Origin of the sequence: Streptomyces telluris, from assembly GCF_024519335.1 — a bacterium.
In the GTDB taxonomy this organism is placed as follows: Bacteria; Actinomycetota; Actinomycetes; order Streptomycetales; family Streptomycetaceae; genus Streptomyces; species Streptomyces telluris.
Genome location: NZ_JANIID010000025.1, coordinates 67,688 through 80,370, shown reverse-complemented (window position 1 = coordinate 80,370; position 12,683 = coordinate 67,688). Strand labels below are relative to the sequence as shown.

Annotated in this window: 12 protein-coding genes and 1 pseudogene; 4 read left to right on the top strand and 9 right to left on the bottom strand. The window is 71.4% G+C overall.

Features of this window, described 5'->3' with window-relative positions:
- Positions 1–43 precede the first annotated feature (43 nt).
- A complete protein-coding gene (locus NQU55_RS24510) occupies positions 44–865 on the top strand; it encodes a lipase family protein (RefSeq protein ID WP_168094947.1) in 822 nt (273 codons plus the stop codon).
- A gap of 41 nt (positions 866–906) precedes the next feature.
- On the opposite strand, the gene NQU55_RS24505 is transcribed toward NQU55_RS24510, so the two are convergent.
- The 3 genes and pseudogenes from NQU55_RS24505 to NQU55_RS24495 form a co-directional block, all read right to left on the bottom strand.
- Entirely contained in the window at positions 907–1,668 is a 762-nt protein-coding gene (locus NQU55_RS24505; RefSeq protein ID WP_168094948.1) for a maleylpyruvate isomerase family mycothiol-dependent enzyme, read from the bottom strand.
- 100 nt (positions 1,669–1,768) lie between these two features.
- Complete coding sequence (locus NQU55_RS24500; RefSeq protein ID WP_372504799.1) at positions 1,769–3,109, bottom strand: aldehyde dehydrogenase family protein; 1,341 nt, start codon at positions 3,107–3,109, stop codon at positions 1,769–1,771.
- 12 nt (positions 3,110–3,121) lie between these two features.
- A pseudogene (locus NQU55_RS24495) lies at positions 3,122–3,814 on the bottom strand (type 1 glutamine amidotransferase domain-containing protein); the annotation flags it as partial.
- A 181-nt stretch (positions 3,815–3,995) separates the two neighbouring features.
- On the opposite strand from NQU55_RS24495, the gene NQU55_RS24490 reads away from it, so the two are divergent.
- A complete protein-coding gene (locus NQU55_RS24490; protein ID WP_240976764.1) occupies positions 3,996–4,961 on the top strand; it encodes a hypothetical protein in 966 nt (321 codons plus the stop codon).
- Positions 4,962–4,993: 32 nt separating this feature from the next.
- On the opposite strand, the gene NQU55_RS24485 is transcribed toward NQU55_RS24490, so the two are convergent.
- The 3 genes from NQU55_RS24485 to NQU55_RS24475 form a co-directional block, all read right to left on the bottom strand.
- Positions 4,994–6,163 carry a DUF5005 domain-containing protein gene (locus NQU55_RS24485; RefSeq protein ID WP_168094949.1) on the bottom strand — a complete coding sequence of 390 codons (1,170 nt, stop codon included), beginning with the start codon at positions 6,161–6,163 and terminating at the stop codon, positions 4,994–4,996.
- Between the two features lie 166 nt (positions 6,164–6,329).
- Entirely contained in the window at positions 6,330–6,809 is a 480-nt protein-coding gene (locus NQU55_RS24480) for a VOC family protein (protein ID WP_168094950.1), read from the bottom strand.
- A gap of 123 nt (positions 6,810–6,932) precedes the next feature.
- Complete coding sequence (locus tag NQU55_RS24475) at positions 6,933–7,511, bottom strand: helix-turn-helix domain-containing protein (RefSeq protein ID WP_168094951.1); 579 nt, start codon at positions 7,509–7,511, stop codon at positions 6,933–6,935.
- Between the two features lie 111 nt (positions 7,512–7,622).
- On the opposite strand from NQU55_RS24475, the gene def reads away from it, so the two are divergent.
- Positions 7,623–8,285 (top strand): peptide deformylase, encoded by a 663-nt coding sequence (def, locus tag NQU55_RS24470; RefSeq protein ID WP_256791137.1) that lies wholly within the window; start codon positions 7,623–7,625, stop codon positions 8,283–8,285.
- A gap of 112 nt (positions 8,286–8,397) precedes the next feature.
- On the opposite strand, the gene NQU55_RS24465 is transcribed toward def, so the two are convergent.
- The 3 genes from NQU55_RS24465 to NQU55_RS24455 form a co-directional block, all read right to left on the bottom strand.
- Complete coding sequence (locus NQU55_RS24465; protein WP_372504796.1) at positions 8,398–9,168, bottom strand: dienelactone hydrolase family protein; 771 nt, start codon at positions 9,166–9,168, stop codon at positions 8,398–8,400.
- Between the two features lie 96 nt (positions 9,169–9,264).
- Positions 9,265–10,923 (bottom strand): AAA family ATPase, encoded by a 1,659-nt coding sequence (locus NQU55_RS24460; RefSeq protein WP_256791135.1) that lies wholly within the window; start codon positions 10,921–10,923, stop codon positions 9,265–9,267.
- A gap of 157 nt (positions 10,924–11,080) precedes the next feature.
- On the bottom strand, positions 11,081–11,941 hold the full coding sequence (locus tag NQU55_RS24455) for an LLM class flavin-dependent oxidoreductase (protein WP_256791133.1): 861 nt from the start codon (positions 11,939–11,941) through the stop codon (positions 11,081–11,083).
- A gap of 165 nt (positions 11,942–12,106) precedes the next feature.
- Between NQU55_RS24455 and NQU55_RS24450 the strand changes: the two genes are divergently transcribed.
- Positions 12,107–12,655 (top strand): GNAT family N-acetyltransferase, encoded by a 549-nt coding sequence (locus NQU55_RS24450; RefSeq protein WP_168097086.1) that lies wholly within the window; start codon positions 12,107–12,109, stop codon positions 12,653–12,655.
- Positions 12,656–12,683 lie beyond the last annotated feature (28 nt).

Below are 12,683 nucleotides of genomic sequence, written 5' to 3'. Positions count from 1 at the left end.
ATGCGACGTCCCCCTGTCACCGGCCTGTCAAAGGGAGCCTCCCGTGCCCGTGCCCACCACGATCGACCACAAGGCCCGCACCTACAGCCTGGCGCACGCCTACTGGCTGGCGCAGGCGGCCGACCTCTCCTACAAGGACGAGGCCACCATCGAGAAGCAGGCGCGGAACTGGGGCTTCGACCGGGTGCGGCACCACATGACGCGGTTCACGCCGCCCTTCCCGCTGGAGGACACCCAGGCCTTCACGATGGCCAGCGACGACATGATCATCACAGCCTTCCGGGGCACGGAACCCGCCCGGATCCGCGACTGGCTCTCCGACGCGACGACCCCGCCCTGGCCGGGCCCGGCGAAGACGGGCTACGTCCATTACGGCTTCGGCCAGGCCCTGGAATCCATCTTCCCGGACGTGAAGAGCACCCTCAACGAGTACCGGACGAACGGTCAGACTGTCTGGTTCACCGGCCACAGCCTGGGCGGCGCACTCGCCATGCTCGCCGGCGCACGGCTGTACCTGGAGGAGCCGAAGCTGCTGGCCGACGGCGTCTACACCTACGGCCAGCCCCGCACGTGCGACCGGCTGCTGGCGGCCGCGTGCAACAAGGGCTTCAAGCAGCGCCTCTTCCGGTTCGTGAACAACAACGACATCGTGCCGCAGCTGCCGCCCGAGCCCGCGTACACCCACGCCGACGCCGTGCGGTACATCGACTCCGCGGGCAAGGTCCACGAGAGCATGTCGCTCCTCGGCGGCCTCGCCGACCGGGCGAAGGGCCTGACGGCGGACGCCTTCGCGCCCGCGAGCGACGGCGTGCGCGACCACTCGATGCGCAAGTACGTCGCCGCGCTGGAGAAGAACCTGGCCTGACCCGGTCCGGCCGGCTTGAACGGGCCGGACGTACGAGGCCGTCAGAAGGACGAGTGCGTGAACCAGTGGGCGATCAGGTCCTGGTCGCCCAGCAACTGGAAGGCGTCGCTGTTGCGGTCCAGGCGGCCGTACAGGAGCAGGAGCAGATCCGCGGCCGTGCCCTGGACCGTGGCGTCCGCCGTGCGGGGCCGGTCATCGCCGGTCACCAGCCCGAAGCCGTCGGGGCGCAGGCGGACCAGCCAGTCGTCGTCGCCGTCCGTGCAGCCGAAGCGAAGGGTCCGGCCGGGGCCGCGCAGTTCGGCGGTCCCGGGTGCGAAGAAGGAGGCGAAGGGCAGGTTGGTGAGGAACTCGTCGACGCCGTCCACCGCCGGGACGCGGTCGATGTGCGGCGAGAGCCCGAGTGCGAGCTCGGCGTCGGTCCGGTGCACCAGCGTCTCGAAGAGCATGCGGCGGACCCAGAACCGGGCGTGCTGGTCGAGCCCCCAGGCCCACATCGGCGCGTCCAGGTCCGTGTCGGCGAACACCTGGGCGGCCTCCGCGGCACCCGTGGCCAGCCAGTCCGGATAGCCGTCGGGCTGTTCCGGCAGGCGCAGGTCCACCTCGCGACTGGCCGGCGGCTGCTGGATGCGCCGGCTCAGCAGCACGGTGAACCAGCGGTGCACGCTGCCGGTGTGGCGCGTCAGGTCGGTCAGGGTCCAGCCGGGGCAGGACGGCACCGGGGTGGCGGGGTCGGCTCCCTTCACCGTGGCGATGAAGCGGGCGGTCTCGGCCGCGACGGCTGCGGCGTGCTGGGCTGGGTTCATGTCTGAGGTCCTTCGGGTCGTGCAGGTGGCAGGTGGCAGGTGGCAGGTGGCAGGTGGCGGGGGAGCGAGGCAGTGGGGCGGTGGAGTAGCGGGGAAGGGGTCAGGCCAGCGGCTTGTCGAGTACGGCCTTGGTGTGGCTGAAGGTGTCGATGGAGTATTCGCCGTGGTATCGGCCCATGCCGCTCTCGCCCACACCGCCGAACGGCAGGTCGGGCACGGCCAGGTGGGAGACGGGAAGGCCGAAGGCCAGGGCGCCGGAGGAGGTCTCCTCGGCCAGCCGCTGCTTGGTCCGCGCCGATTCGGTGAAGGCGTACAGGGCGAGCGGCTTGTCACGCTCGTTGACGAAGGCGATCGCCGCGTCCAGGTCGGGCACGCCGATCACCGGCAGGACGGGCCCGAAGATCTCTTCCTGCATCACGGGTGCGTCCGGGGAGACGTCCGCGAGAACGGTGGGGGCGAGGTAGCGGGTGGCCCGGTCGTGCACCCCGCCGGTGACGACGCGGCCCTCGCCCAGAAGCCCGGTCAGCCGGTCGAAGTGGCGCTCGTTGACGATCCGCCCGTACTCCTCGTCGGCCGACGGGTCCTGTCCGTACTGCGCCAGGACGGCTGCGGCCAGGTGTTCTTCGAGCGCGGCGGCGATGTCGCCGATGGCGAGTACGTAGTCGGGCGCGACGCACGTCTGACCGGCGTTGAGGAACTTGCCGCGGACGAGCCGCTCGGCCGTGGCCGCGAGGTCGACGCCGGGCTCGACGAGCACCGGGCTCTTGCCGCCCAGCTCCAGCGTCACGGGAGTCAGGTTCCGGGCGGCCGCGGCCATCACGATGCGCCCGACCGTGCCGTTGCCGGTGTAGAAGATGTGGTCGAAACGCTCTTCCAGCAGCGCGGTGGTCTCCGCGACGGCGCCCTCCACGACCGCGACGGCCTGCGGGTCGAGATAGCGCGGCAGCAGCCGGGCGAGGGCCGCCGAGGTCGCCGGTGCCAGCTCGCTGGGCTTGACCACGACCGCGTTGCCCGCGGCCAGCGCACCCACCAGCGGGGTCAGCGCGAGCTGCAGCGGATAGTTCCAGGGCGCGATGACCAGCACCACCCCGAGCGGGTCGCGGACCACGCGCGCTTCGGCCGGCCGAAAGGCCTTGGGAACGGGGGCCGGCCGGGGAGCCAGCCACTCCGCGAGGTGCGCGACGGTGTGGTCCAGCTCGTTGAGCGTGAAGCCGATCTCGGTGCGGTAGGCCTCCTTCGGGCCCTTGCCCAGGTCGGCACGGAGGGCGGCCAGGAGGACGTCGGCCTGTTCCGTGAGCAGTGTGCGCAGTGCCTGCAGCTGGCCGAGCCGCCAGGCCAGGGGCTTCGTGCGGCCGGTTGCGAACCCGGCCCGCAGCCGGGCCACAGTGGTGGCCGGGTCGGCGGCGGGCGCGGTCTCCGGCGCGGTGTCCCGGCCGGCGATGCCTCCGGTGGCCAGTGCGGCGACCAGGGTGCGGGCCAGTTCCGCTGAGGAGGCCGGGTTCTGGCCCGTGTAGAGGTTGCGGTCGGCGACGATGTGCGGGGTGAACGGCTCCGCGGCGACGAACTCGGCGCCGAGCCCCTTCAGACGGTCCTCCAGCAGCCAGCAGGCCCGGTCGGCGAAGCCTGCCGCGGTCTCTTCGGCGTTGCTGAACGCGGTCATCCGGTACCCGGCGAACGGCCGGCTGCCGTCCTCGCGGCGGGCGGCGAGCAGCGCGGCGGGCGCATGACAGAGCAGGGCGAGCGGCTTCCCCGAGTCGAGCGTGCGGGTGAGGATCCGGCCGGAGGCGGAGTCGAGGGCGAGGTCCTCCATCGGACCGTGGCCGCCGGGGTAGAAGACCAGGTCGTACTCGTCCGGGTCGACTTCTTCCAGCACCGCCGGGGTGCCGAGCTCGGCCTTCATGGCATCGAGGCAGGAGGCAAGACGGCCGGCCCGCTCCTGGCCGCCGTTGGCGTCGGCGCTCAGGCTGACCGGGTCGACCGGGGCGGCGACGCCGCCGGGCGTCGCGATGGTGATCCGGTAACCCGCTTCACGGAAGATCCGGTGGGGCTCGGCGAGCTCTTCGGCCCAGAATCCGGTCGGGTGCAGGGTGCCGTCGGCCAGCGTCCAGTGGCGGGAGCCGGTGACGACGAAGAGGGCGGAAGGCATGCAGGGCTCCAGAGGGCGAGCAGTAGAATTTAAGGGCATAGATGATTCATGCACTCAAGTAATGTGGTGAAGGTAGACCTCAATGGTTGACGTTGTCAACCGATCCGCCACCCTGTGCTTGGATACTGCACACGGCATGCGGCCTGCGGCACAGGCCGAGGCCTGGTGATGAGGGGGAACGTTGACGCGCACGACACCGCCGCGCCCGCTGGACGTGGCGGCCGGGCTTCCGGAGCTGGCGGGCCTGGCCAGGACGGCCACCCGCCTGCATCCGCGCCGCGGCACGCCCACCGTCCATGACAGTTCGGTGGGCGGTCCGCTGCTGTGGCCGGCGGGTGAGCCCTGGCCGGAGTTCGAGCCGGAGTACGGGGCCTACGGCCTGACGACCACGCTGGCGGACATCCGCAAGGCGCGGGGGATCGGAGAGGAGGGGCTGACCGGGCGGGAGTGGGAAGCCTTCAACCGGAGCAGAGTCTGGACCCCGGCGGAGCTGCTGCCGGACGGGCCGCTGCCCCTGATTCCGCTCGTGCAGCTCTATGCCCGGGACGTGCCCGGACTTCCGTGCCCCGAGGGGACGGACATGCTTCAGGTGCTGTGGACCACGTCCGACGAGTTCGAGCAGTTGGGTGCCGTGCAACTGAGGTGGCGGCAGTCCTCGGATGTGCGGGACATTCTGGCCGGTCCACCCGAGCCCGCCTACGTCGAGATGGTCGACCAGGTGCCCACGCCCTGTGTACTGCATCCGGAAGAGGTCCGGGAATTCCCGCCGGTGCATCTCCTCACGGACGAGCAGGCGAAGCGCGTGGAGGTCTGGGCGGAGGAGCGGTCGGCGGACTACCGGAGAGAGCTGTCCGTCGCTCCCGGCTGGAAGCTGGGCGGCTGGCCCTCGTACTTCACCTACCGCCACCCCGCGGGCCCCGACGAACTCCGATGCGGTGAGTGCGGCGGCCCCGTGGAGGCACTGCTGACTGTCGACAGCAGCGAGTGGCACGGATTCAGCCGCAGCTGGAGTCCGGTCGAGGACGTGGACGAACATCCCTACGCCATCAGCGCGCCCACGATGGTGTCTGTCGGCCGCGGCTGGACCCTGCAGATCTACGCCTGCGTCGGCACCCCGTCCCACCTGCCGCGGTCGATCATGCAGTAGCGGGCGGGGACCCGGGCCGGGACGGCACTGGTTCAGTACGGCGCGAGAGTCAGGCGCAGGAACCGGGGCCGGTAGATGTCGGCGCGGCGGATGACATCGGCCGGGACGAGACTGTTGACGTTGTAGGAGATGACGATGTCACGGCGGCCGCGTTCGAGTTCCGGGTGCTCGTGGGGGTTGTAGGCGATGACATTGGGGTTGCGGTAGGTGCCGTTCGGTCCGGCTTCCGGTGCGGTGTAGACGGTCCGGGGCCGGGTGAAGGGGCCGGCGGGGGAGCGGGACCAGGCGATCTGCGTCTCGGCGCTGAACGCCAGGTCCGCGCGCTGGGTCACCAGCGCGTACCAGGACCCGTGCCGCACCACGCTGACCTCGTCCGAGGTGAACAGCGGGCCCCCGGGACCGGCCAGCCGGCCGGCGTCCTCCTCGCGACCGGACCAGGCGCCGCGCGCCGTCCAGTACTGCCAGGGGCGCCGCAGGTCGCGGCCGGCGACCCGGGCGAGCCGCAGGTGGCTGCGGCCTTCGGGGGTGCGCTCGGTTCCGTAGACGTACGTGTAGCCGCCCTGCCCCGGTTCCAGCCAGGCGCCCCAGGCGATACCGGCGGAGGACGGCAGCGGGGTGACGGACGCCGGCCGGCTGTAGGCGCCGGCGCGAAACCTGGCCAGCACGTTGCCTCGCCAGGCGATGTCCAGGGGACCGCTTCCCGTTCGCGCGTAGCGGGCGTAGACCACGCTCACGCCGTGACCGTCGGGGATGCCTGCGCGCGCCCAGTACCAGGACTCGCGGTCCGGGCCGGTCACCGGGGAGGCGGGCTGCCCGGCCCGGTCCCGGCCGGTCACCGTGCGCGGGCCGCTCCCGGTCCACAGCACGAAGCTGTTGTTCAGAAACGGGGTCGTCCCGCCCTCGCCGACCGTGGGGGAGCGCGAGCCGTCGGGCCTTACGGTGCCGAGGAACGTGTCGGAGAACACCCATAGTTCACCGGCCGGGGTCGGTACGGAGTACGTGCTGTCCCCGCCGGTCCAGTGGTGCGGTGAACGGTCGTGGTCGGCGTACGTCCCGAAGGCCGTGTTGAGGGTTCCGGCGGGGCGTGCGTCCACTACGCGTGGAGGTCCGGCGGCCGGGGCGGCGGATTCCGGGGGCAACAACGCGCAGAGCACGGAGAGTACGGCGGCCGCGGCGTACTTCTTCACGACGAAGGTCCTCATGATGCAGGGTCCAACGAGTCACCGGCGCCGGAGTATCCCGGGCGGTGGGACGCAGGCTGCAGGTGGTCGGCCGTCGACAGTCGGCTGCGGGGTTACAGGGAGGCCGAGGGCGCGTGACCGGGTCCTCCGGCCCGGGCCTGCCCCTGTCCCTGCCCTGCCTGTCGCCTCAGCCCCGGTAGGCGTCCTCCAGACCCTGAATGTCGATCTTGTGCATTCCCAGCATGGCCTGCATGACACGGTTCGCCGCGGCCCGATCCGGGTCGGCCAGCAGTTCGATGAGCCGGCGCGGCGTGATCTGCCAGGACAGGCCGTACTTGTCCTTGACCCAGCCGCAGGGACCTTCCTCCCCGCCCTCGCTCAGCCGCTCCGAGAGCCGGTCGACCTCCTCCTGGTCCGCGCAGTCGACGCTGAAGGAGACGGCCTCGGTGAAGGTGAACTCCGGACCTCCGTTGAGGGCGACGAAGCGCTGGCCCGCGAGCGTGAACTCGACGGTCATGACGGAACCCGGCGCACCCGGCCCCACCTCGCCGTAGTGCTGTACTCCGACGATGCGCGAGTCGTCGAAGACCGAGACGTAGTGGGCGGCGGCCTCCTCGGCCTGCCCGTCGTACCAGAGGAAGGGCTTGATCTTCTGAGTGATCTGCACGGTGACGAGTAGACCCGACCCCGGGCCCGGAAGCCCGCCTGACGCGCGCGGGGGCACGAGAGCGCTGGAAGGGGCCTTCGCCGGCGAGCGTGGCCGCCGCGTAGTGTCGCCCTTTCGGCCTTCTCAGGCCCGGCCCGTCTCGTCCGCCGCGTCGGGGAGCAGAGGGAACAGCCGGGTGATGAGAGCTACCGGTCGGGCGCCGTCGGGCCGGGCCAGGGGCCGCTGCTCACGGTCCTGATAGGGGGCCAGTGCCCGCCGGACGGTGTCCGCGACCCGGCTCATCTCTTCGGGAGTCAGGTAGGCGATGGCGCTGAAGGCTTCGTCGTGACGCCATTCGCCTGGCGCGTGGTCGCGCTGGGCGAGCCACCGCTGCCAGCTCTCGTCCTCCAGCCCGCGGGCCAGGTCGCCGAACTGCTCCTCCGCGGAAGCGCCGTGGTCGGGGTCGTGCCGCCGCAGGCGCCAGGGACGGGCGCGCCCCCCGTGGTGAGGGGCTTCCTCGATGTGCCCGTGGCGTGCGAGCTGGCGAAGGTGAAACGAGCAGAGCCCGGAGCTGTAACCCAGCCGGGCGGCGGCTTCGGTCGCCGTGACGGTGCCGACTTCGGCGAGCAGGTCCAGGAGCGCCGTGCGGACCTCGTGCTCGCGCAGTGCGTCGCCGGTGTGCCGGGTCCGGTCGGGCGGGGAGTTGAGGTCATCTTCAGTCACTTTGCAAAGTCTGCTACTTTGCAAAGATCTTGGCAAGCGGTTCTTGCCCGGAGACATCAGGCCGCGGTGACGACCGCGGCGTATGCGGCGTGCGCAAAAGGGGAGACAGAGATGTCTGTTGGTCACGACCGGTCCCGTCCCGTGGACCGGCGAGTCCGTGTGCAGGGCCAACCGGTCGACTCGTACCCGGCTCTGTCACCGGAGGCGGAACGGGGATCGGTGCGCCGGGTCACGGTGGTGGGCGAGGAGGTCCTGAGCCGTCCGTGCCGGGAGGTGACCGAATTCGGCTCTCCGGAGCTGTCGGCGTTGATCGACGACATGTTCCTGACCATGCATGTGGCCGACGGCGCGGGCCTGGCGGCCAACCAGGTGGGCGTCGACCTGCAACTGTTCGTCTACGACTGCCCGGACGAACTCGGGGTCAGGCACGTCGGCCACATCATCAACCCGGTCCTGGACCTGCCCGATCCGGCCGGCCGCCGGCTCGTCGACGACTCCGAGGGCTGCCTGTCCGTACCCGGCGCCACCATGATGGTCCCTCGCACCGATCGTGCCGTCGTCCGCGGATTCGACAAGGACGGCAACCCCCTCGTCATCGAAGGAATCGGCTACTTCGCGCGGTGCCTGCAGCACGAGACCGACCACCTCTTGGGGCACACGTACCTCGACCGGCTGTCGAAGCGGGACCGCAAGGACGCCCTGCGGCAGATGGCGGACCTTCGTGAGGACGTCTTCGCGCGACGCGAGACCAAGGCCGCCCGCCTGGGCCGGTGAGACACGTGCCCGGCCGGTGGGGGATCCGCCGGGCCACGGCGCACGGCGGCGGCGCACGGTCGGCGGGACCCGTGATCTGTGATCCGTGATCCGCGCCCGTGTGCAGTCGGCTCTACAAAAGGGAGTTGCCGGTGTCCTCACGCGACGCATCCGAGCGCATCCCAAGGTGCCGGGTGAAGAACTGCAGCGCGTGGCCGGTTTCGAACGCGGGTGTTTCCCCGTGGTCGCCCGGGTTGGCGTGCAGCGTCTTGTCGGCCGAGCCCAGGGCGTCGAACAGCGCCAAGGCGCGGTCCCTGGGTACCCGCGTATCGTCCCATTGGAGCAGGAACTGCACCGGCACGGTGACCCGGGCGGCGGTCGCGGCCAGCCCGTGCACGCCGAGCAGGCCCAGCACCGCGGCGCCGATCCGGGGCTCGGCGGCGAGCAGGGGCAGCCCCAGTCCGCAGCCCATCGACACACCCCAGTAGCCGACCGGGCCCGCGCCGACGTGGTCGAGGCCCTGCAGCGCGGTCAGGACCGCCTGCCAGTCGGCGACGGCCTGCCCGGCCAGCAGGTCGTGCATGGCCGAGACCAGCTCGGCCGGATCCTCGCCGGCGGCCATGCGGGCCCGCATGTCGCCCGCGAACCGAAGGAACCGTTCGTCCTTCGGCCGGTCGCCGTGATGAGGGGCATCGATCGCGGCGACGGCGAAACCCCCCTCGGCAGCGAACCGGTGCGCGCCGGCCAGGACGCCGGGAGCCTTCTTGTGCTGACCGCCGCCGTGCCCCATCAGGATCAGCGGGCGGGGGCCGGTGGCGTCTTGCGGCGTGAACAGCACGCCGGGGATCTCACCGAGGGTGAAGGACTGTTCAGTGACGCCGTCGGCCGACGTCTGAGGGGCCAAGCTGAAGGGCATAGCGTTTCAAAGCCTTTCGGGGGTGCCTCGTGCGGGTGCTCCCCGGACCGGGGAGCCGTGCTGGGCGGTGCAGGTCGGTGCTGGTCAGCCGTTTCCGTTCGCGCTCGCCATGAGTTCGTCGAAGGCCGCGAAGACGTCCGCCGCCTGCAGGGTGGTGAGCTCTTCCCGGGTCAGAGGCCGGCCGTCGTCGCGGGTGGTGGACGAGAGGCGGAGGTCGCGTTGGGCGGCGGCCTTGTGGCAGAGGTTGCGGATGAAGCGTCCGTTGCCGAGCCCGTCGATTCTGTCCGCCGCCGCGTCCAGGCTCTGTGCCAGGGCGCTCTCGCCCTCCGGGGACAGGACGTCGCCGTTGTCGTCCAGCAGCACGGCGGCGATCTGCCGCAGTTCCTCCGCCGCGTACGAAGGGAAGTCGACGTGAGTGGTGAAGCGTGAGGCCAGTCCGGGGTTGGAGGCCAGGAGGGTCTCCATTTCCCGCTGGTAGCCGGCCAGGACCACGACCAGGCGCTCGCGGTCGTCCTCGGCGCGCTTCAACAGCACCTGCAGCGCCTCGTTGCCGAACGCGTCCCCGCCGTTGTACCCGTCGTTGACCAGGGCGTAGGCCTCGTCGATGAAGAGAACGCCGTCCAGGGCGGAGTCGATGACCGCCGACGTCTTCAGCGCGGTGGAGCCGAGGTGCTCGCCGACCAGGTCGACGCGCTGCGTCTCGACGACGTGACCGCGCTCCAGCAGGCCGAGCCCCGCGAAGACCTTGCCCACGATGCGGGCCACCGTGGTCTTTCCGGTACCGGGCGGCCCGGCGAAGACGAAATGCTGCGGCCGGGTACGGGTCGGTATGCCCTGTTCCGCGCGGAGCCCGGCCATCTCCAGCTGGGCGATCAGGGTGTGGACCTGGCGCTTGACCGACCCGAGACCGATCATCGCGTCGAGCTCGGCCCGCGCCTCGGCGAGCAGGCCCGTGCGCTGCTGCTCCACCACGGCGGCGGAGCCGGCCCCGGCCCGGACCACCTGTGCCCGCTCCTCCACGTCGTAGAGCGCGGGCCAGTACCGGAAGGAGTACTGGTAGTCCTTGAGGGCCTCCTCCTGCGCCCCCAGCCCCTCATGAGCCCGGCCGCTCCAGTAGGCGAGCTCGGCGTCGAAGGGGCTGCCCGCCTCGGCCTCCTCCGAGAGCCGGTCCAGGGTGTTGAGGGCCTCGTGCCAGACCTTCTGCGCAATGAGCGCCTGCGCGGCGTAGAGCTGCGCCTCGGCGCTGAGCATGGGGTCGTCGATGCCGGTCGAGCAGGACAGCACCCAGTCCCAGTCCTCGGAGAGGTAGGCGTGCCGTGTGGCGACGAAGCGCGTTTCGTCGCAGTCCAGCTCGGCCTCCGCCAGCGTCTGCCACGCCTCGTCGAGGGCACCGGCGTCCAGGAGAGCGCTCTGAGTGGCCAGCCACAGGTCCCGGCCCGTCTCCAGGGCGAAGCTGACGAACACGCCGATCGGGAACTGGGACGCCAGGGTCTTGTTGTGCTTGGCCCGCAAGGCACCGAACTTCGCCGCGTGCCGGTCCATGGCGGCCAAGGCCTCGTCCTGGCGCTGCCCCGTCGCGTGCAGACCGAGCCAGGCGTCGGCCGCGGTCGGATCCTCGCGCACCGCGTCCGCGAAGCGCGCCGCCGCCTTGCCGGTGTCCCCTTGCCCGAGCAGCCCGACGGCATCCAGCCAGGCCCGCTCCGCACGTCTTGCCGCCAGCCAGGACGTGGTTCCACGCGACACGGTTCCGCCCTCCTGGCTGCGCCCTGACCTGCACCGGAGCAGAAACAGGACCAGCCGATGTGATCATCTACGGAGGGCTGATGCTACTGCGTGCCCCTGGTGCCCCGAGTCGCTGATCCCTCGCCGCATGCTGCCGGCGGATCCCTGATTCGCGACGCTAGAACGCCGGCGGCCCCTGTTCGACGCGGCGCAGCACGGGTGACAGCAGGTCGACCCCGTCGTCGAAGGTGCGGCGTTCGTCCCACCAGGTGCAGCCCGCCTCGATGAGGGGGCCGAGCAGGTCTCGTGCCCGGGCCGGGGCGGCGGGGCTGGCACCGCCGATCACGATCTCGAACGGGTCGTTCCGCTCGGTTCCGCGGTGCTTGCGCACGTAGTCGACGAGGTCGCGGACCTCCTCGACGGGCGGAGTGCGGCCGTGCCAGGCGGACTTGAACAGCGGGACGGCGCCGTCCCAGCGGGCGGCCCGGCGCATCGGGCGGCGGTTGGGCCAGGCCCCGGCGATCCAGACCGGCACCCGGGGGCGCTGCACGGGCGTGGGCAGCAAGGTGACGTCCTCCACGCGGTGGTGCCGCCCTTGATGGGTGACCGGCTCGCCCGACCAGTAGCGGGCCAGCAGGTCCAGCCCCTCGTCGAGGAGTTCGGCGAGGACGACGGGGTCGGTGGGCTCGCCGAAGCTTCCGTACTCGTCCTCGACCGGCCCGCCGAGCCCGGCGCCGAAGATCACGCGGCCCCCGCTGATCCGGTCGAGCGTGGCCACCTGCCGGGCCACCTGCTGCGGCCGCCGCCGGGGGACCGGGGTGACCAGGGTGCCCAGCCGGATGCGGGTCGTGGCCAAGGCCGCCGCCGTCAACAGCATCCACGGGTCGCCGAAGGACTTCCCCGTCCGCTTGGTGTGGACGACGTGGTCCCAGACGAACAGGGCGTCCCAGCCCGCCTCCTCCGCGGCCGCAGCCAGCGAGGCCACGGTACGCGCATCGGCGAAGTCTCCGAAGTTCGGAATGTTCACAGAGAAGCGCATCCGGCCATGGTGCGGGGTGGAACCCGGCCCGAACAACCGTTTTTCGGCGGCGACTTGGATGGCCATGGAGGGCCCGGCCCGTTGGCGGAGGCGGGGCCCCGGACCGGTGAGCAGTCGGTCCGCGAGCCTTGATCGTCGGCGAGCCTGCTGGTTAGGTTGGCCGGCATGACTGAGCTCGGACCCGTTGCCTGGCCACCCGCCCCGATCAGGACCGAGCGGCTCGTGCTCCGTGAACCCGAAGCCCGGGACCGGGCGGCGTTCATCGAGCTGTTCGCCTCGCCGGAGGTGGGCACGTACATCGGCGGCCCTCGACCGCGCGATGAGCTGGAGCGCGCGGTGCCGGAGGTGCCCGGGCGGCGTCCCGGCCTCTTCGTGATCGATCTCGACGGAGCGATGATCGGCATGATCACGCTCGATCGGCGCGACGCGGAGCGCCCGGGTCACGTCCGTCCGGATGCCGGGGAGGCCGAGCTCGGTTACATGTTCCTGCCGGAGGCGTGGGGATACGGGTACGCCGCCGAGGCGTCCGCAGCCGCACTCGGCTGGTTCGCCGACGCGCTTCCCACCGAGCCGGTGGTGCTGTGCACCCGGGCAGCCAACGACCGCTCGATGCGCCTGGCGGCGAAGCTGGGGTTCACCGAGGTGGAGCGGTTCGAGGAGTACGGGGCCGAGCAGTGGTTCGGCGTGCGGTCCCCGGTCACGCCGTCCGGTTGAGTTCGTGCTCGACAGCGCGGATCCACGG

Excerpts from the sequence above, each read along its gene's own strand:
- NQU55_RS24505 (WP_168094948.1), bottom strand. The coding sequence starts at position 1,668 with ATGAACCCAGCCCAGCACGCCGCAGCCGTCGCGGCCGAGACCGCCCGC.
- NQU55_RS24485 (WP_168094949.1), bottom strand. The coding sequence starts at position 6,163 with ATGAGGACCTTCGTCGTGAAGAAGTACGCCGCGGCCGCCGTACTCTCC.
- def (WP_256791137.1), top strand. The coding sequence starts at position 7,623 with ATGTCTGTTGGTCACGACCGGTCCCGTCCCGTGGACCGGCGAGTCCGT.
- NQU55_RS24455 (WP_256791133.1), bottom strand. The coding sequence starts at position 11,941 with ATGCGCTTCTCTGTGAACATTCCGAACTTCGGAGACTTCGCCGATGCG.
- NQU55_RS24450 (WP_168097086.1), top strand. The coding sequence starts at position 12,107 with ATGACTGAGCTCGGACCCGTTGCCTGGCCACCCGCCCCGATCAGGACC.